Source organism: Streptomyces sp. NPDC004266 (genome assembly GCF_042874095.1).
Lineage (GTDB): Bacteria > Actinomycetota > Actinomycetes > Streptomycetales > Streptomycetaceae > Streptomyces.
Map to the genome: position 1 here is coordinate 307,305 of NZ_JBIAMM010000001.1, position 17,823 is coordinate 325,127.

The 17,823-nt window shown below is 72.5% G+C and carries 15 protein-coding genes and 3 tRNA genes; 13 read left to right on the plus strand and 5 right to left on the minus strand.

The features are described 5' to 3' along the window. Window positions 1-137 precede the first annotated feature (137 nt). The 5 genes from ACFYUZ_RS01330 to ACFYUZ_RS01350 all read left to right on the plus strand — a co-directional run bounded on the left by ACFYUZ_RS01330 (window position 138) and on the right by ACFYUZ_RS01350 (window position 6,946). Window positions 138-1,139 carry a sirohydrochlorin chelatase gene (locus tag ACFYUZ_RS01330; protein ID WP_389305221.1) on the plus strand — a complete coding sequence of 334 codons (1,002 nt, stop codon included), beginning with the start codon at window positions 138-140 and terminating at the stop codon, window positions 1,137-1,139. A gap of 35 nt (window positions 1,140-1,174) precedes the next feature. Continuing rightward, window positions 1,175-2,491, plus strand: coding sequence for a deoxyguanosinetriphosphate triphosphohydrolase (locus ACFYUZ_RS01335; protein ID WP_389305223.1), 1,317 nt, complete (start codon window positions 1,175-1,177; stop codon window positions 2,489-2,491). A 136-nt stretch (window positions 2,492-2,627) separates the two neighbouring features. Then, the gene (locus ACFYUZ_RS01340; RefSeq protein WP_389305225.1) at window positions 2,628-3,887 is read left to right on the plus strand and encodes an NAD(P)/FAD-dependent oxidoreductase; all 1,260 of its coding nucleotides are present in this window, start codon (window positions 2,628-2,630) and stop codon (window positions 3,885-3,887) included. Window positions 3,888-3,916: 29 nt separating this feature from the next. After that, entirely contained in the window at window positions 3,917-5,809 is a 1,893-nt protein-coding gene (gene dnaG / locus ACFYUZ_RS01345) for a DNA primase (protein WP_389305227.1), read from the plus strand. A 117-nt stretch (window positions 5,810-5,926) separates the two neighbouring features. After that, complete coding sequence (locus tag ACFYUZ_RS01350; RefSeq protein ID WP_389305229.1) at window positions 5,927-6,946, plus strand: RNA polymerase sigma factor; 1,020 nt, start codon at window positions 5,927-5,929, stop codon at window positions 6,944-6,946. On the opposite strand, the gene ACFYUZ_RS01355 is transcribed toward ACFYUZ_RS01350, so the two are convergent. The 5 genes from ACFYUZ_RS01355 to ACFYUZ_RS01375 form a co-directional block, all read right to left on the minus strand. Further along, window positions 6,943-8,154: a TerD family protein gene (locus ACFYUZ_RS01355; protein ID WP_389305231.1), complete on the minus strand. Its 1,212-nt coding sequence runs from the start codon at window positions 8,152-8,154 to the stop codon at window positions 6,943-6,945. The two genes, ACFYUZ_RS01350 and ACFYUZ_RS01355, sit on opposite strands and share 4 nt — an antisense overlap. A 33-nt stretch (window positions 8,155-8,187) precedes the next feature. Beyond that, entirely contained in the window at window positions 8,188-10,140 is a 1,953-nt protein-coding gene (locus ACFYUZ_RS01360) for an ABC transporter ATP-binding protein (protein ID WP_389305232.1), read from the minus strand. Further along, window positions 10,140-11,873 (minus strand): ABC transporter ATP-binding protein, encoded by a 1,734-nt coding sequence (locus tag ACFYUZ_RS01365; protein WP_389305233.1) that lies wholly within the window; start codon window positions 11,871-11,873, stop codon window positions 10,140-10,142. Before ACFYUZ_RS01365 ends, ACFYUZ_RS01360 begins: the two co-directional genes overlap by 1 nt. A gap of 75 nt (window positions 11,874-11,948) precedes the next feature. Beyond that, window positions 11,949-13,388: an FGGY family carbohydrate kinase gene (locus tag ACFYUZ_RS01370; protein WP_389305235.1), complete on the minus strand. Its 1,440-nt coding sequence runs from the start codon at window positions 13,386-13,388 to the stop codon at window positions 11,949-11,951. Between the two features lie 29 nt (window positions 13,389-13,417). After that, the gene (locus ACFYUZ_RS01375; protein ID WP_389305237.1) at window positions 13,418-13,729 is read right to left on the minus strand and encodes a YtxH domain-containing protein; all 312 of its coding nucleotides are present in this window, start codon (window positions 13,727-13,729) and stop codon (window positions 13,418-13,420) included. Between the two features lie 136 nt (window positions 13,730-13,865). Between ACFYUZ_RS01375 and ACFYUZ_RS01380 the strand changes: the two genes are divergently transcribed. The 8 genes from ACFYUZ_RS01380 (at window position 13,866) to ACFYUZ_RS01415 (ending at window position 17,774) form a co-directional block, all read left to right on the plus strand. Continuing rightward, window positions 13,866-13,938, plus strand: a tRNA-Asn gene (locus tag ACFYUZ_RS01380). 5 nt (window positions 13,939-13,943) lie between these two features. Beyond that, a tRNA-Asn gene (locus ACFYUZ_RS01385) sits at window positions 13,944-14,016 on the plus strand. Between the two features lie 166 nt (window positions 14,017-14,182). Beyond that, window positions 14,183-14,256 (plus strand) — tRNA-Ile (locus ACFYUZ_RS01390). Window positions 14,257-14,824: 568 nt separating this feature from the next. Beyond that, window positions 14,825-15,475, plus strand: coding sequence for a hypothetical protein (locus ACFYUZ_RS01395; protein ID WP_389305239.1), 651 nt, complete (start codon window positions 14,825-14,827; stop codon window positions 15,473-15,475). Between the two features lie 188 nt (window positions 15,476-15,663). Beyond that, window positions 15,664-16,338 carry a class F sortase gene (locus ACFYUZ_RS01400; protein ID WP_389306241.1) on the plus strand — a complete coding sequence of 225 codons (675 nt, stop codon included), beginning with the start codon at window positions 15,664-15,666 and terminating at the stop codon, window positions 16,336-16,338. A gap of 55 nt (window positions 16,339-16,393) precedes the next feature. Further along, window positions 16,394-16,735, plus strand: coding sequence for a hypothetical protein (locus tag ACFYUZ_RS01405; protein ID WP_389305240.1), 342 nt, complete (start codon window positions 16,394-16,396; stop codon window positions 16,733-16,735). A 134-nt stretch (window positions 16,736-16,869) separates the two neighbouring features. Beyond that, window positions 16,870-17,334 carry a hypothetical protein gene (locus ACFYUZ_RS01410; RefSeq protein WP_389305242.1) on the plus strand — a complete coding sequence of 155 codons (465 nt, stop codon included), beginning with the start codon at window positions 16,870-16,872 and terminating at the stop codon, window positions 17,332-17,334. Window positions 17,335-17,381: 47 nt separating this feature from the next. Beyond that, the gene (locus ACFYUZ_RS01415; RefSeq protein WP_389305243.1) at window positions 17,382-17,774 is read left to right on the plus strand and encodes an RNA polymerase sigma factor; all 393 of its coding nucleotides are present in this window, start codon (window positions 17,382-17,384) and stop codon (window positions 17,772-17,774) included. Window positions 17,775-17,823: the final 49 nt, after the last annotated feature.

The following is a 17,823-nucleotide window of genomic DNA, read 5'->3' on the forward strand; positions in this document are numbered from 1 at the left end:
ATCGGCACCGACGGGCGACCGGCCCGGCGGTCACGCGGACGGCCTGGCAGGCGGGGCCCGGGGCGCGTGAGGAGGGCGGCGAGGACACGTCACGCGCCGGAAACGGCGGGGCAACGCGCCCCCGCCAGGATCGGCGCATGACGGAGCCGGACAGCACGCTCGCCAGCACCGCAGGCCTGCTCGTGAGGATCGCCGGACAGCTCGGGACCCAACTGGCCCAGGTGCGTCCGTACGACCGCCGACAGCGGAAACACGACGAGGAGGTATGCCCACCGATGAACGTTCCCGCCCTCGCCCGACAGGTCCGCGCCACCCCCGCCCCGGCCGCGCCCACTTCGCCGGCGCCCGCCCCGGCCGCCCCCACTTCGCCCGCGCCCGCCCCGGCCGCGCCCACTTCGCCCGCGCCCGCCCCCGTCCTCGTCGCCGTGGGCCACGGCAGCCGCGACCCCCGGGCCCGGGCCGCCCTGGCCCGTCTCCTCGACCGGGTCCGCGAGCTGCGCCCGGGGCTCGACGTGCGCCTCGCCCACATCGAGCTGAACGCCCCGCTCCTCGACGACACCCTCGCCGGGCTCGCCGCCGCAGGCGGCCGGGACGCCGTCCTCGTCCCCCTCCTCCTCGCCCCCGGCCACCACGTCACCCACGACCTGCCCGCCGCCCTGGCCGGCAACCCCGCCCTCCGCGCCCGCGTGGCCGACCCCCTCGGCGCCCACCCCCTCCTCGTCGAGGCCCTCGCCGACCGCCTCGCCGAGGCCGGCTGGACCCCCGGCGACACGGACTCCACCGGCGTCGTCCTCGCCTCCGCGGGCTCCCGCGACCCCCGGTCCGGCGCCGTGACCCGCCGGATCGCCGCACTCCTCGGCGAACACCTCGGCGGCGTCCCCGTCGTCCCCGCGTACGCCTCCGCCGCCGCGCCCACCGTCCCCGCCGCCGTCCGCGCGCTCGCCGCCCGGGGCCGGCACCGGGTCGCCGTCGCCTCCTGCTTCACCGCCCCCGGCCTCTTCGCGACCCGCGCCGCCGCCGGCGCCCCCTGGATCGCGTCGGACCCGCTGGGGGCCCACCCGGCCCTCGCCCGCCTGGTCCTGCACCGCTACGACCGCGCCCGCACCGCCTTTCCCGTACGGCAACTCGCCTCCGTCTGAGCTCTTCTGTCGGCCCCTCCGGTTACCTTCGACGCATGGCAGGCATCGAGGACACCAAGGACAGCGCAGACATCACCGACACCCCCGGATACGACGAGACCGCGACCGAACGCTGGGCCGCGGAGCCCGACAAGCGCCCCGGGCGCACCGCCTTCCAGCGCGACCGCGCCCGCGTGCTGCACTCCGCCGCGCTCCGCAGGCTCGCCGGCAAGACGCAGGTCGTCACCCCCGGCACCCGGAGCCACGCCTGGGACGCCAGCCCCCGCACCCGCCTCACGCACTCCCTGGAGTGCGCCCAGGTCGGCCGGGAGCTGGGCGCCGCCCTCGGCTGCGATCCCGACCTCGTCGAGGCCGCCTGCCTCTCCCACGACATGGGTCACCCGCCCTTCGGGCACAACGGCGAGCAGGCCCTCAACGACGTCGCCAAGGACTGCGGCGGCTTCGAGGGGAACGCCCAGTCGCTCCGGCTCCTCACCCGCATCGAGCCGAAGCGCTTCGTGAAGGACGCCGACGGGGAGCTCGTCAGCGTGGGGCTGAACCTCACCCGCGCCGCCCTCGACGCCGCCACCAAGTACCCGTGGGCGCGCGGCGGCCACCCCGAGGACCCCGGCTCGCCGAAGTTCGGCGTGTACGAGGACGACCGGCCCGTCTTCGAGTGGATCAGGCAGGGCGCCCCCGCCCACCGCAAGTGCTTCGAGGCCCAGGTCATGGACTGGTCCGACGACGTGGCCTACTCGGTCCACGACTTCGAGGACGGACTGCACGCCGGGCACGTCGACCCGAACATGCTCCTCGCCGAGCCCGAGCGCGCCGACATCTGGGCGGTCGCCATCGGCCGCTACGTGCCCGAGGACACCGACCCGCAGGAGCTCGCCGAGGCCCTCGACCGGCTCGTCGACCAGGAGTGGTGGCCGCACGGCTACGACGGCTCGGCCGTCGCCCAGGCCCGGCTCAAGGACGCCACCAGCCAGCTCATCGGCCGCTTCTGCCTCGCCGCCGAGGGCGCCACCCGCCAGGCCCACGGCTCCGGGCGCCTCACCCGCTACGGGGCCGAGCTCGTCGTCCCGCGCGAGACCCGCAACGAGTGCGCGGTCCTCAAGGCCGTCGCCGACCGGTACGTGATGCAGCGCCCCCAGCAGGAGGCGCTCCGCGCCGACCAGCGCATCGTCGTCGCCGAACTCGCCGAGGCCCTCGTCGCCCGCGCCCCCGACGGCCTCGAACCGCAGTTCCGGGCCGCGTTCGACACGGCCCGTGACGACCGGGCCCGCAAGCGCGTCCTCGTCGACCAGATCGCCAACCTCACCGACGCCTCCGCCCGCGCCCTCCACGCCCGCCTCCGCGGCCCCCGCTAGGAGGTGCCCCGCCGGTCAGGCCCTCTTCCGTCGCCCTCCTCCGTACGGGACCCTCGCAGGCACGGCCCGGGGAGGTACGACGGGACGAACGCCCGGGGGCGTAGGTTGGAACCGGTCGCAACGAGGAGGAAACGACGTGGTCGACGCAGATCAGACCTTTGTCATCGTCGGCGGGGGCCTGGCAGGGGCCAAAGCGGCGGAGACCCTGCGCGCCGAGGGATTCAACGGCCGGGTGATCCTCATCGGCGACGAACGCGACCACCCGTACGAGCGCCCACCGCTCTCCAAGGGCTACCTCACCGGCGCCAAGGAGCGCGACGGCGTCTTCGTCCACGAGGCCGCCTGGTACGCGGCGAACGACGTCGAGCTCCACCTCGGCCAGTCCGTCACCGCCGTCGACCGCGAGGCCCGCACCGTCCGCCTCGGCGACGGCACCGTCATCCGCTACGACAAGCTGCTCCTCGCCACCGGCGCCGAACCGCGCCGCCTCGACGTCCCCGGCACCGAGCTCGCCGGCGTCCACCACCTGCGCCGCCTCGCCCACGCCGACCGGCTCCGCCAGGTCCTCGCCGGCCTCGGCCGGGACAACGGCCACCTGGTGATCGCCGGCGGCGGCTGGATCGGCCTGGAGGTCGCCGCCGCCGCCCGCGGCTACGGCGCCGAGGTCACCGTCGTCGAGGCCGACCCCACCCCGCTGCACCGGGTCCTCGGCCCCGAGCTCGGGCAGCTCTTCGCCGACCTCCACGCCGACCACGGCGTCCGCTTCCACTTCGGCGCCCGGCTCACCGAGATCGTCGGCCAGGACGGCATGGTCCTCGCCGTCCGCACCGACGACGGCGAGGAGCACCCGGCGCACGCCGTCCTCGCCGCGATCGGCGCCGCCCCCCGGACCGCCCTCGCCGAGAACTCGGGGCTCGCCCTCGTCGACCGGGCCGACGGCGGCGGCATCGCCGTCGACGAGTCCCTGCGCACCTCCGACCCCGACATCTACGCCGCCGGCGACGTGGCCGCCGCCCACCACCCGCTGCTGCACACCCGGCTCCGCGTCGAGCACTGGGCCAACGCCCTCAACGGCGGCCCGGCCGCCGCCCGCGCCATGCTCGGACAGCGCGTCTCCTACGACCGGGTGCCCTACTTCTTCTCCGACCAGTACGACCTGGGCATGGAGTACTCGGGCTGGGCGCCGCCCGGCACGTACGACCAGGTCGTGGTCCGCGGCGACACCGGCAAGCGCGAGTTCATCGCCTTCTGGCTCAAGGAGGGCCGGGTCCTCGCCGGGATGAACGTGAATGTGTGGGACGTCACAGGACCGATCCAGGACCTCATCCGGGCCCGTACGGCCGTGGACCCGGAGGCCCTCGCCGACCCCTCCGTGCCCCTGGAGAGCCTGGTCTGATCGGTGCGAGTGACCCGTAGAATTCATGCGTGGCAGGCAGGATCAACGATGACGACGTGAAGGCGGTACGGGACGCGGTCCCGATCGACGCCGTCGTGTCCGAATACCTCCAGCTGCGCAACGCGGGCGGCGGCAACCTCAAGGGCCTCTGCCCCTTCCACGACGAGAAGTCGCCCTCCTTCCAGGTCAGCCCCAGCAAGGGACTCTTCCACTGCTTCGGCTGTCAGGAAGGCGGCGACACCATCGCCTTCGTGATGAAGATCGACCACCTCTCCTTCTCGGAGACGGTCGAGCGCCTCGCCGCGAAGGCGGGCATCACCCTGCGGTACGAGGAAGGCGGCTACAACCCCGGCCACCAGCGCGGCGAACGCATCCGCCTGATCGAGGCCCACAAGGTCGCCGCCGAGTACTACGCCGGCCAACTCGGCTCCGCCGAGGCGGAGATCGGCCGGAAGTTCCTCGCCGAGCGCGGCTTCGACCAGGCCGCCGCCGAGCACTTCGGCGTCGGCTACTCCCCGGCCGGCTGGGACCACCTCACCCGCTTCCTGCGCGGCAAGGGCTTCTCCGACAAGGAACTGATCCTCTCCGGCCTCTCCCAGGACGGCCGACGCGGCCCCATCGACCGCTTCCGCGGCCGCCTCATGTGGCCGATCAAGGACGTCGGCGGCGAGATCGTCGGCTTCGGCGCGCGCAAGCTCCGCGACGACGACAACGGCCCCAAGTACCTCAACACGCCCGAGACGCCGATCTACAAGAAGTCCCAGGTGCTCTACGGCATCGACCTGGCCAAGAAGGACATCGCCAAGGTCAGCCGGGCCGTCGTCGTCGAGGGCTACACCGACGTCATGGCCTGCCACCTCGCCGGCGTCACCACCGCCATCGCCACCTGCGGCACCGCCTTCGGCGGCGACCACATCAAGATCCTCCGCCGGCTCCTCATGGACAACGGCTCGGCCCGCGTCATCTTCACCTTCGACGGCGACGCCGCCGGCCAGAAGGCCGCCCTGCGCGCCTTCGAGGACGACCAGAAGTTCGCCGCCGAGACGTACATCGCCATCGCCCCCGACGGCATGGACCCCTGCGAACTCCGGCTCGCCAAGGGCGACGAGGCCGTCGCCGAGCTCGTCCGGCCCCGCACCCCGCTCTTCGAGTTCGCCCTCCGCCAGATCGTGACGCGGTACGACCTGGAGACCCCGGCGGGACGCGCCGCCGCCCTCGACGAGGCCGCGCCCGTCGTCGCGAAGATCAAGAACATCGCCTCCCAGCACGAGGTCGCCGTCCAGCTCGCCGGCATGCTCGGCATCCTCGACACCCAGTTCGTGGTCCGGCGGGTCGCCCAGATCGCCCGCTGGCAGCGGCAGGGCGGCGAGCGCGGCCCCGGCCGGCAGCAGCAGCCCCAGCGGACGTACGACACCCCCGCCCCGGCCGCCGCCCCCTCGGGTCCCGCGCTCAACCTGCGCAGCCCCGCCCACCGCACCGAGCGGGAGCTCCTCAAGCTCGCCCTCCAGCGGCCCGAACTGGTCTCCCCGGCCTTCGACGCCTACGGCGTCGACGAGTTCACCGCCCCGCCCTACGCGGCCGTCCGCCAGTGCGTCATGGACGCGGGCGGCGCCACCGGCGCCCCCTCCGACTACCTCGACGCCGTCCGCGAGGCCGCCCCCAACGACTCGGTCCGCGCCCTCGTCACCGAACTCGCCGTCGAGACGATCTTCGCCAAGACCGTCGACGAGGCCTACGCCGGCGACCAGCTCGTCACCGTCCGCCTCCGCGCCGTCGACCGCCGCATCCGCGACGTCCAGGGCACCCTGGCCCGGCTCGGCGCGAACGGCGACCCCGAGCGGCTCGCCGCCGTGCAGAACGAGCTGTGGGTCCTCACCCAGTACGGGCAGTCCCTCCGGAACAACGGCGCCGCGGCCCTCTGACACACGTTCGGTCACGCCCCGGTCTCAAAAAGTCACCGCACGCCCCTCGTGGCGGCGATGTGTCGTACCCCACACTGGGTGACGGTGTCGTTCCGCCCCTCCTGGAGGTCGCCCGCCGTGCAGACCGAGATCCGGACCGTGTCGCAGGAGCCGTCCCCCGAGGAGCCGGACGAGCCGCCGGAGATCCCCGTCCAGCGCCGCCGCACCGGCGACCCCGGCGGCAACGGCCCCTCCTCCGACCTCTTCCGCCAGTACCTGCGCGAGATCGGCCGCATCCCGCTGCTCAGCGCCGAGGAGGAGGTCGAACTCGCCCGCCGCGTCGAGGCCGGGCTCTTCGCCGAGGAGAAGCTCGCCAACACCCCCGATCTGGACTCCCGGCTGGCGATCGACCTGGACCGGCTCGTCGTCCTCGGCCGGATCGCCAAGCGCAAGCTCATCGAGGCCAACCTCCGCCTCGTCGTCTCCGTCGCCAAACGGTACGTGGGCCGCGGCCTCACCATGCTCGACCTCGTCCAGGAGGGGAACCTCGGCCTCATCAGGGCCGTCGAGAAGTTCGACTACGCGCGGGGCTACAAGTTCTCCACGTACGCCACCTGGTGGATCCGCCAGGCCATGTCCCGGGCCCTCGCCGACCAGGCCCGGACCATCCGCGTCCCCGTGCACGTCGTCGAACTCATCAACCGCGTCATCCGCGTCCAGCGCCGCATGCTCCAGGAACGCGGCTACGAACCCACCGCCGAGGAGGTCGCCGCCCAGCTGGACCTGGCCCCCGAGCGGGTCGGCGAGGTCCTCCGCCTCGCCCAGGAGCCCGTCTCCCTGCACGCCCCCGTCGGCGAGGAGGAGGACGTCGCCCTCGGCGACCTCATCGAGGACGGCGACGCCGCCTCCCCCGTCGAGTCCGCCGCCTTCCTGCTGCTCCGCCGCCACCTGGAGGACGTCCTCTCCACCCTCGGCGAGCGCGAGCGCAAGGTCGTCCAGCTCCGCTACGGCCTCGACGACGGCAGGCCCCGCACCCTGGAGGAGATAGGCCGGATCTTCGGCGTGACGCGCGAACGCATCCGCCAGATCGAGTCCAAGACCCTCAACAAACTGCGGGACCACGCCTACGCCGACCAGCTGCGCGGCTACCTCGACTAGTCCAGGTCCCTGACCGTCAGCGTCCACGGTCCGTCCGCCTTGAAGAGCAGCAGGAGCGGACCCGGCGGCAGCGGAACGGTGTGCAGCAGCGGATCGGTGTCGCTGACCAGCAGGGTGGGCCGGGGCGTGAGGGCCGTGTGCCCGGCGACCTCGTGGCACCACATGCCGACGTACCCGCCGCCGTCCTCGTTGCCCTTGAAGTGCAGCTGGAGGTCGGCCGCCCCGCCCGTGTACAGCAGGGCCTCGGGGCCGTACCCGTGCAGCGTCCCCTCCAGCCGGCGGGCGGCGGCCACGGGCTTCACCCGCAGGGCCCAGCGGTTGTACGCCCGCACCCGCAGCCGCAGGGCGCGGCCCTCGGGAGCCGGGGTGACCGCACTCCCCGTGAAGTCGGGGAGGGTGGTGCTGAAGAGGTACTCCCCGTCCTTGTTGCGCTTGTCGAGCGGGAAGACGGCGAAGTAACCCCTGTCCGCGTGCGCGGTCTCGACGAGGACGGGACCGGGCGGGACGCGGCGGTCCACGGTGACCACCTGGTCGCCGTCGCCCGTGACCGTGAAGGGCTCGAAGACGGGGCCGAACTCCCAGCCCTCGACCAGCTCGTACGGCCGGTCGGCCGGCGGGAACGGCCCGCCGGGGGACGGCGAGGGCGCGGGCTCTTCCCGAGGGCCGTCGGCGGCGGGCAGCGGCTGCCCCGGCACCTTCACGACCCCGGTCAGCGGGACCGGCCCGGACACGGCCGGCCGCGGCTCCGGCTCCTCCTCCGCCACCTCGACCCCGTACTCGGTGACGAGGGCGGCGAGGCCGGAGCCGTACCCCCGCCCGAGCCCCGTGAACTTCCAGCCGCCCGACTCCCGGAAGAACTCCCCGAAGGCGACGGCGGTCGCGTCCCCCGTGCCCGTCACCGCGTACGAGGCGACGGCCGCCCCGTCCGGCGCGACCGCCTCCAGGACGCCGCCGTCCGCCGCACCGGCGATCACGATCCGCTCGACGGCCGCCTCCACCTCGTGCAACGCGAGGACCAGCGAAGCCCGTTCGTGCCGCACCGCGCCGGAGGGGTGGACGGGCTGCCCGTCGAAGACCATGTCCGCGTCCCCCCGGACCCGGCCGTCCGTGCCGAGCAGCAGGGCCGCCAGGTCCACGGCGCCCACGCCCTCGGCGCCCACGCGCAGGGTGACCGACGGCACCCACGAATCCTTGGTTATGTGACCCATGCCGCACATCATGCGGCATGGGTCACCGCCGGGTCAGTCGACCTCGGCGACCGCCTGCGCGAACTGTGCCGCGTACAGCCGGGCGTAGGCCCCGCCGGACGACAACAGCTCCTCGTGCGTGCCCTGTTCGACGATCGAGCCGTTCTCCATCACCAGGATCACGTCCGCGTCCCGGATCGTGGAGAGCCGGTGCGCGATCACGAACGAGGTCCGCCCGGCCGCGAGCCGGGCCATCGCCTTCTGGATGAGGACCTCGGTGCGGGTGTCGACCGAGCTGGTCGCCTCGTCCAGGACGAGGATCACCGGATCGGACAGGAACGCCCGCGCGATGGTGATCAGCTGCTTCTCGCCCGCGCTGACCCCCGCCCCGTCGTCCTCGATCACCGTGTCGTACCCCTCGGGCAGGGTCCGGATGAACCGGTCGGCGTGCGCGGCGCGCGCCGCCTCCTCGACCTCGGCCCGGGTCACCGGGCGCGTGGCGCCGTAGGCGATGTTGTCCGCGATGGTGCCGCCGAAGAGCCAGGTGTCCTGGAGGACCATGCCGATGCCCTTCCGCAGCTCCTCGCGGGACATCTTCGCGATGTCCACCCCGTCCAGGGTGATCCGGCCGCCCGTCACCTCGTAGAACCGCATCAGCAGGTTCACCAGGGTCGTCTTGCCGGCGCCGGTCGGGCCGACGATCGCGACCGTCTGCCCCGGATCCACCGCGAGCGACAGGTCCTCGATGAGCGGCTTGTCCGCCTCGTAGCGGAAGGAGACGCCCTCCAGCGCCACCTTGCCCTTGAGGTCCGGCGTCCCCCAGCCTTCGGCCGGGGGCGCCCCCATCTCGCTCGTCGGGCCGTCCGGCTCCTGCTCCTCCGCGTCGAGCAGCTCGAAGATCCGCTCCGCCGAGGCGACGCCCGACTGCACCAGGTTCGCCATCGACGCGACCTGCGTCAGCGGCATCGAGAACTGGCGCGAGTACTGGATGAAGGCCTGCACGTCGCCGATGGACAGGCTGCCGGTCGCCACCCGCAGGCCGCCGACCACGGCCACCAGGACGTAGTTGATGTTCGAGACGAAGAACATCACCGGCTGCATCACACCGCTGTTGAACTGCGCCTTGAACCCGGCCTCGTACAGCGCCTCGTTCTGCTCGCGGAAGTCCTTCGCGGACTCCTCCTGCCGGCCGAAGACCTTCACCAGGCCGTGCCCGGTGTACATCTCCTCCACGTGCGCGTTGAGCGCGCCCGTCGACTTCCACTGCTGCACGAAGTGCGGCTGCGAGCGCTTGCCGATCTTCGCCGCGACGAACACCGAGACCGGCACCGTCACCAGCGCCACCAGCGCCAGCAGCGGCGAGATCCAGAACATCATCCCGAGCACGCCGACGATCGTGAGCAGCGAGTTGATCAGCTGGCCCATCGACTGCTGGAGCGTCTGGGAGATGTTGTCGATGTCGTTGGTCGCCCGGGACAGCACCTCGCCGCGCTTCGCCTTGTCGAAGTACGAGAGGGGGAGCCGCGCCAGCTTCGTCTGGACGTCCTCCCGCATCCGGTAGACCGTCCGGTTGATCACCTTGATCGACATGCGGGTGGAGACCAGCATCAGCAGGCCCGCCGCCACGTAGATCGCGAGGACCCACAGCAGGACCTCGCCGACCGCGCCGAAGTCGATCCCCTGGCCGGGGGTGAAGTCGACCCCGGACAGCATGTCGGCCATGCCGCCGTCGCCGTCCGCGCGGAGCTTCTCCAGGGCCTGCGCCTTCGTGACGCCCTCGGGCATGTTCCGCCCGACGACGCCCGCGAAGATCAGGTCCGTCGCCCTGCCGAGGATCTTCGGTCCGACCACGGAGGCCGCCACCGACAGCACGCCCGCGATCAGCATCAGCCAGAGCGTGCCGCGCTCGGGCGCCAGCTGCTTGAGCAGCCGCTTGCCCGAGCCCTTGAAGTCCATGGACCGCTCACCGGACTGGCCCATCATCATGCGTCCGCCAGGACCGGCCATCAGGCTGCCTCCGCCTCGGTCAGCTGGGAGAGCACGATCTCCCGGTACGTCTCGTTCTCCGCCATCAGCTCACGGTGCCGTCCGGTGCCCACGACCCGGCCCTCGTCGAGGACGACGATCCGGTCGGCCTCCCGGATGGTGGAGACGCGCTGGGCGACGATCACCACGGTCGAGTCCGCCGTCTCCCGGGCCAGCGCGGCCCGGAGCAGGGCGTCCGTCTCGTAGTCCAGCGCGGAGAAGGAGTCGTCGAAGAGGTAGATCTCCGGCCGCTGCACGAGCGTCCGCGCGATGGCGAGGCGCTGGCGCTGTCCGCCGGACACGTTGGTGCCGCCCTGCGCGATCGGGGCGTTCAGGCCGTGCTCCAGCTTGCGTACGAAGTCGGCGGCCTGGGCGACCTCCAGGGCGTGCCAGAGTTCCTCGTCGGTGGCGTCGGGCTTGCCGTAGCGGAGGTTGGTGGCCACCGTGCCGGAGAAGAGGTAGGGCTTCTGGGGGACGAGTCCGACGGTCTTCGCCATCAGGGCGGGGTCGAGCCTCCGGACGTCGACGCCGTCGACGAGGACCTCGCCGCCGGTGGCGTCGAAGAGCCGGGGCACCAGCCCGAGCAGCGTCGACTTGCCGCTGCCCGTCGAACCGATGATCGCGGTGGTCTCACCGGGCCGGGCCACCAGCGCCACGTCCTTCAGGACCGACTCCTCCGCGCCCGGATAGCGGAAGTCCGCGCCCTTGACCTCCAGGTGCCCGCGCTTCAGCAGCTTCGTCACCGGCTCGGCCGGCGGCACGACGCTCGTCTCCGTGCCGAGGACCTCCTCGATGCGCTCCGCGCACACCTCGGCGCGCGGCACCATCATGAACATGAAGGTGGCCATCATCACGGCCATCACGATCTGCATCAGGTAGGCGAGGAAGGCGGTCAGCGCGCCGATCTCCATCCCGCCGCTGTCGATGCGGTGCGCGCCGAACCAGACCACGGCCACGCTGGAGACGTTCACGACGGTCATCACCGTCGGGAACATCAGCGCCATCAGCCGCCCGGTCGCCATCGACACCTCGGTCAGCTCGCCGTTGGACCCGCGGAAGCGCTCCTCCTCGTACCCGTCCTTCACGAAGGCGCGGATGACCCGGTTGCCGGTGATCTGCTCGCGCAGCACCCGGTTCACCGTGTCGAGCCGCTCCTGCATGGTCCGGAAGAGCGGCCGCATCCTCCGCACGATCAGCGAGACGGAGACGCCGAGCACCGGCACCACCGCGAGCAGCACGCCCGACAGGGGGACGTCCTGGCCGAGCGCCATCACGATGCCGCCGACGCACATGATGGGCGCGGAGACCATCAGGGTGAACCCCATCAGGACCAGCATCTGGACCTGCTGCACGTCGTTGGTCGTACGGGTGATCAGCGACGGAGCGCCGAAGTGGCCGAGCTCCCGGGCGGAGAAGGACTGCACCCGGTCGAAGACCGCGCCGCGCACGTCGCGGCCGAGCGCCGAGGCGGTCCGCGCGCCGTAGTACACGGCCCCGATGTTGCAGACGACCTGGACGACGGAGACGCCGACCATCAGGGCGCCGAAGCGCAGGATGTAGCCGGTGTCCCCGTTGACGACGCCGTGGTCGATGATGTCGGCGTTCAGGGTCGGCAGGTAGAGGCTCGCGCAGGTCTGCAGGAACTGCAGCAGGACGAGCAGTGCGATGGGTTTTCGATAGGGCCGCAGATGGGTTCGGAGAAGTCTTATGAGCACGGCTCCTACTATCGCCCGCACCCCGGGAGCGTTACGACTCGGTTTCGGGGCGCGGGCGGAGCCCGGGGGAAGACTTTACGAACCGAACGCGCCCGGGTGGATCTGCTCCCGCGTGGCCACGTACTGCTGCCGCACCGCCTGCCCCGCCGACAGCTCGTCGCCGGGCTCCAGGATCTGCGCGACCGCGCCCTGCCACGGCGGGGGAGCGGACGGGGACAGCGTGCCCCGCGCGACCCCGAGTGCCCAGGCGGCCTGCCGGGCCGCGCCGAGCGCCGCGTAGTCGGCCGGCTGGGGGACGACGACCTGGGCGCCGAAGAGCGCCGGCGCGAGGGCCTGCACGGCCGGCAGGGCGGCCGCCGCGCCGAGCAGGAAGACCCGCCGCACCTCGACGCCCCGCCCGCGCAGCACGTCCATGGCGTCGGTGAGCGCGCAGAGCATCCCCTCGAACGCCGCCCGCGCCAAGTGCTCGGGCTTCATCGACTCGCGCCGCAGCCCGCTGAGCGTGCCCGCCGTGTGCGGCAGGTTCGGGGTCCGCTCGCCCTCCAGATAGGGCAGCAGGACGAGCCCGGAGGCGCCCGGCGTCGACTTCAGCGCCAGCGCCGACAGCTCCTCCAGCGACTCCAGGCCCAGCATCTCGGCGGTCCCGCGCAGCGCCCGTACGGCGTTGGAGGTGGAGACGACGGGCAGGTGCATGCCGGTGGCGTCGGCGAAGGAGGTGATCATGCCGCTCGGGTCGGCGAGGGCCTCGTGGTGCACGGCCATCACGGAGCCGGAGGCGCCGAGCGAGACCACCGCGTCGCCGGGGCCGAGGCCGAGGCCGAGCGCGGCGGCCATCGTCTCGCCGGTGCCGGCGGAGACGAGGAGGCCCTCGGGAGTGATGCCGGCGGCCTCGGAGGGACCGAGGACCTCCGGCAGCACCGCCTGGTGGCCGAGCGCCAGCTCGACGAGGTCGGGCCGGTAGGTCCCGGTCCGCGCGGACCAGTAGCCGGTGCCGGAGGCGGCGCCGCGGTCGGTGGTGCGGCGGACGGGACGGCCCAGGAGCTGCCAGACGAGCCAGTCGTGGGGCTGGAGGACCATGGCGACCCGCTGGGCGTTCTCGGGCTCGGCGCGGGCCAGCCAGCGCAGCTTGGCGACCGGCTGCCCGGCGCCGGGCACGCTGCCGACCGCCTCGGCCCAGGCCTGCCGGCCGCCCAGCGACTCGACGAGGTCGGCGGCGGCGACCTGCGCCCGCTTGTCGTTGCGGACCAGCGCGGGCCGCACCAGGCCGCCCTGCGCGTCGAGCGGCACGAGCCCGTGCTGCTGCGCGGAGACGCCGATGGCCTCCACGCCCTCCAGGAGCCCGCCGGTGGCGGCCTCCCCGAGCGAGAGCAGCCAGGTCTGCGGATCGACGTCGACGGCCTTCGGCTCACCGGGATGCGCGGCGTACCCCTGCCGCAGTACGGCACCCGTGTCCGTGTCACAGACGACGATGCGTGTGAACTCCGCAGAGCTGTCCAGTCCGGCGACTATCCCCATGACACATGATTCTGCCGCACGCGCGGGGCTCAGGTGTTGCTGGTGCCCCAGTCCTCCTCCTCGACCTTGCCGTTGCCCATGCCGCGCCCGCGCAGGGCGTGGACCCGGTCGGTCACGGAGGACGGCAGCCGGTCGCCGACCTTGTCGCCCACGAGGTGCACCGCCTTGCCCGCGGCCTGGCGGCCGGTCTGGGCGGCGGTCTCGGCGGCGTTCCGCACGGCCGGGTTCTCGGCGAACTCCTTGGCGGACTTCTTCATCTGCTCGTAGCGCTCGCGTCCGGCCCGCGTGCCGATCACGTAACCGAGAGCGAGACCCACGACGAACGTCAGCTTGTACCGCACGGCTGCGATCCTTCCCTGGAGGCCCTGGGGATACCGATTGGCGGAGCACCCCCCTGCTTGCGCTAATGTATGTCTCGCAGCGAGCGAGCGCCGCCCGGCAAGGTCCGAGGTGGATCCGATCGGTGCAACGCAGCAATCCCCTGTAGCTCAATTGGCAGAGCAGCCGGCTGTTAACCGGCAGGTTACTGGTTCGAGTCCAGTCGGGGGAGCGCGATCCCCTGTAGCTCAATTGGCAGAGCATTCGGCTGTTAACCGGAGGGTTGCTGGTTCGAGTCCAGCCGGGGGAGCAAGTCGGAAGAGGACCCTTCGGGGTCCTTTTTCGCGTCTCGGGGAACCATCCGGAGCGCGGCGTGGTCTTCATGGACGAGCAGAGCCGATCATCCGGAGCAGGAGATCGTATGAGCGGCTATGCTGCGGCAGACGGCGCGCACACATGTACGCGCCTCACCGTTCGGGGCGGTAGCTCAGCCGGTTAGAGCAGCGGACTCATAATCCGTCGGCCGTGGGTTCGAGTCCCACCCGCCCCACCGAAGAAAAACGTTCTGATCTGCGGAAACGCCCCTGGAGGGGTGTTTCCGCAGGCTGCGTCCACTCCTCGCCCATGATGCGGGAGGGGCGCCCCGGCCTGCCGCACCGTTCCCCGGCCTTCTCCAGCTGGAGCGCCAGGTGGAACGCAGGTGCGGATCCAGGACGATGATGCCACGGCGATCCCCCGGCTCCTGCGTGTGACACGCCGCACACTCCGCCGAATTTCCGACTGCTTCGCGGCGGCCGGCGCCGCGAAGCCCGTCACTCTCGGGAGTGACGCAGAGCGATCGGCCCGTCGACGGGACGGCACCGGGGCCGGGCGGCGGGTCATGCACGGCGGGTCGTGCCCGCGAAGTGCGGCCGGAGCCGCCGCCGTGGCGCCGAGCGGCCGTCGTTTCCGAAGCCCTGTGCGGTGCGGTGCGCGGTGCCCCCGCCCCCTCGCCGTGAGCCCGTATGCACCATCCCAAGTGGCAGGCGGACCGGCGGCAGCTGACGGTGAGCCATGTCGCCGCGTATGGAGAGCCGACACTGGGTCAGCTGACGCGGCGTACGGAAGGAAGTTCAGCGATGCGCTCTGCCCGCATTCTCTTCGCCGCGGCCGCCACCGCCGGCACCCTGGCGCTCGCCGCACCCGGCGCCTACGCGATCACCGCAGGTGACTGGGACGGCTCCTCCCACAGCAAGGAAAGCGACCACGGCAAGCCGGAAAGCGACCACGGCAAGCACGACAGCGACCACGGCAAGCACGACAGCGACCACGAGAAGCCGAAGGGCGGCATGCACACCGGCTCCGGCGCCCTGTCCCTCGTCGGCGGAGACGAGTGGTCCAAGGAGCACGACAAGGGCGACAAGGCCGAGAAGGCCGAGAAGGAGCACGACAAGGGCGGCCGGTACGAGAAGGACCACGACAAGGGCGACGGCTACGAGAAGGACCACGAGAAGCCGAAGGGCGGCATGCACACCGGCTCCGGCGCCCTGTCCCTCGTCAACGCCGACGACTGGACCAAGGACGCGGAGAAGGACAAGCAGAAGGACTGGTCCAAGGACACGGAGGACGAGAGCGGCTACAAGTCGGAGAAGCCGAAGGGCGGCATGCACACGGGCGGAGGCGGCCTCGCGAGCGGCACCACGAACGTGACCGGCGCGGCCCTGGTCGTGGGCGGGCTCGCCGGGTTCGTCCTTTACCGCCGCAAGAAGGCCGCCGGCACGGCTGCGTGAGGAAGACCGGACGCAGGGGCCGCCCCCAGGACGGCGGCCCCTGCGTCCGGCCGCCCACGCCCCCGTATCCCCGATCCCGGATCTTCCGCCCGAATCCGAAGGAGCCCCTGGTGACGACCCGACCGGATCCCGCTGACGCGGGAGCGTCCCGGCGTATCCCGCGGTGGGTGGTCCCCGCCGTGTTCTGGATGCTGGTGCTCGCTGTGCTTCTGCTCGTATTCCGTCCGGGGACGTCCGGCCAGGACACGGAGGCACCGGCCCGGCCCGCGGCCGCCGCCGAGTCCGGTACCGCTTCGGATCCCGCCGCGTCCTCCCTCCCCGGCGCCTCGCACCGTGCCTCGCCGAGCGCCGTCCCGGCGGCCGGTCCGTCGATGCCGAGGTCGGCTCCCACCCGGCTGAGGATTCCCAGAATCGGAGTGGACGCGCCGTTCACCGGCCTGAAGATCGGCCCTTCCGGTGCGCTCGACCCGCCCCCGGCCGACGACACGAACCTGGTGGGCTGGCAGGAGTCCGGCGTCTCCCCCGGTGAACCGGGGACCGCGATCGTCGCGGGCCACCTGGACACGGCCACCGCCCCCGCCGTCTTCGCCCGGCTCGAGGAACTCAAGGGCGGGGACACCTTCGAGGTGAGCCGCGCCGACGGCACCACCGCCGTCTTCCTCGTCGATTCCGTGGAGGCGTTCGACAAGGACGACTTCCCGGACCGGCGCGTCTACGAGGACACCCCCAACGCGCTCGTCCGGCTCATCACGTGCGCCGGCGCCTACGACCGCAAGGCGAAGGACTACACCGAGAACCTGGTCGTCTTCGCCCACCTGGAGGGGACCGGCGAGCGGACCGCTCCGGCCGAGGGAGGCCGCTGAGGCACCGTCGCCCACGACGCCGGCACCACCGCCAAGACGGTCGACCGGACCACCGGTGGCGGCACCTGGGTCCCGCCGGGCCCGTTCACGTTCGAGCACGTTCGAGCAGGGGATCGCGTCCGAGACCGCCCCGGCGACCGACGCCTCCGGCAAGGTCGTCGCCGATGCGGTGAAGATCGTCCGTACGGTCACCGGGACGGACGACGAGAAGAACTTCCCCTGCTCGTACGACCTCGACGGCAACCTGGCGCAGGGGAAGCCGCGGATGAACGGGAGCGTCGCGGCGGGCGGGGGAGACCCCTGTTCCTTTTCGTGTCACTACAGGCACACCTCCGCCGACCCCGACCCCGACCCCGACGCCGGTCGACGGCAGGCCCGTCCGGGCGTGTGGCGCTGATCACACCCCGGACCCGTGATGATCCGGCGCCCCGTTCCGCTGGGCTCTGGGGAGGACGTGGGGGAATCCACCGCCCTCCCGAGGTGCCAGGAGGACCGGGGAACGCGCCGGTTCATACACGAGGGGTGGGACCGATGGACCGAGTCAGCCGCACGCTGCGGGCCGCCGACATGAGCCGCTGCGCCTCCACGTTCGCGACCCGCACGACCGCGAGGACGCGGCTCCCCCTCGACTTCTCCGCGGCCAGCCTGCGGATCGTCGACCGCGTGGTGGACGGTCTGCGACGGGGGGCCGGCGACCCGGCCGGCGTCGCACCCGTCCTCCAGGAACTCGGTGCCTACGTCGGCGAAGTGCTCGTCCGGCGGGCGCGGGCCCGCTGGGTCGACTTCGACGACATGACGGCCGAGCTGTTCCGGCAGCCGGTGGGCGTCCGGACCCCCGACGGACAGGGGTGGAACCCGCTCGGCAAGGTGGTCAACCGCTTCGAGCTGGGCTCCGGCGAATCCGCCTACGAGCTCTTCCTGCAGGTTCCGCGTCGTCCGAACGACCTTCCGCCGGCGCGGGGGACGGCCGACGGCCCGCGCCTGACAGCCGCGTAAGGCGATGCGCCGGGCGGCGCGACGCGGGAAGACCAGGGGAAGAACACGTGAGGGCGGACGACGCCACTCTGCGGCATGCGGTGGAACGTGCGCTGCACGGTGACGAAGAGGCGTTCGCCGAGGTGTACCGGACCGGGCAACCGGGTCTCCTGGGATGTCCGAGAGGGCTCGTCGGCGAGTCCGCCGAGGACGTCGCCTCCGACGCGTGGCCCGAGACAGCCCGCGACCTGGCGCGGTTCCGCGGAGACGGTGCGGGGTTTCGCGGCTGGACCGCGGCCATCGCCCGCAACCGCGCGCTGGACCACCTGCGGCGCCTGCGCTCCCGACCGGGTACGGCCCCCTTCGCGCAGGACGTGTCCGACGGGCCCGCGACGTACTGCGACTCCCTCCTGGCACCCGCGGGCACGGACTCGCCGTCGGCCTCCGGGCACGGCCGCTGACCGCGACCGCTCGCCGTCGGAGTGCGGACGCCCCGAGTCCACGGGCGGG

Bases quoted from the DNA above. Each gene is read 5' to 3' on its own strand.
- ACFYUZ_RS01330 (WP_389305221.1), top strand. From the start codon at position 138: ATGACGGAGCCGGACAGCACGCTCGCCAGCACCGCAGGCCTGCTCGTG.
- ACFYUZ_RS01335 (WP_389305223.1), top strand. From the start codon at position 1,175: ATGGCAGGCATCGAGGACACCAAGGACAGCGCAGACATCACCGACACC.
- ACFYUZ_RS01355 (WP_389305231.1), bottom strand. From the start codon at position 8,154: ATGGGTCACATAACCAAGGATTCGTGGGTGCCGTCGGTCACCCTGCGC.
- ACFYUZ_RS01360 (WP_389305232.1), bottom strand. From the start codon at position 10,140: ATGGCCGGTCCTGGCGGACGCATGATGATGGGCCAGTCCGGTGAGCGG.
- ACFYUZ_RS01370 (WP_389305235.1), bottom strand. From the start codon at position 13,388: ATGGGGATAGTCGCCGGACTGGACAGCTCTGCGGAGTTCACACGCATC.
- ACFYUZ_RS01395 (WP_389305239.1), top strand. From the start codon at position 14,825: ATGCGCTCTGCCCGCATTCTCTTCGCCGCGGCCGCCACCGCCGGCACC.
- ACFYUZ_RS01400 (WP_389306241.1), top strand. From the start codon at position 15,664: ATGCTGGTGCTCGCTGTGCTTCTGCTCGTATTCCGTCCGGGGACGTCC.
- ACFYUZ_RS01410 (WP_389305242.1), top strand. From the start codon at position 16,870: ATGGACCGAGTCAGCCGCACGCTGCGGGCCGCCGACATGAGCCGCTGC.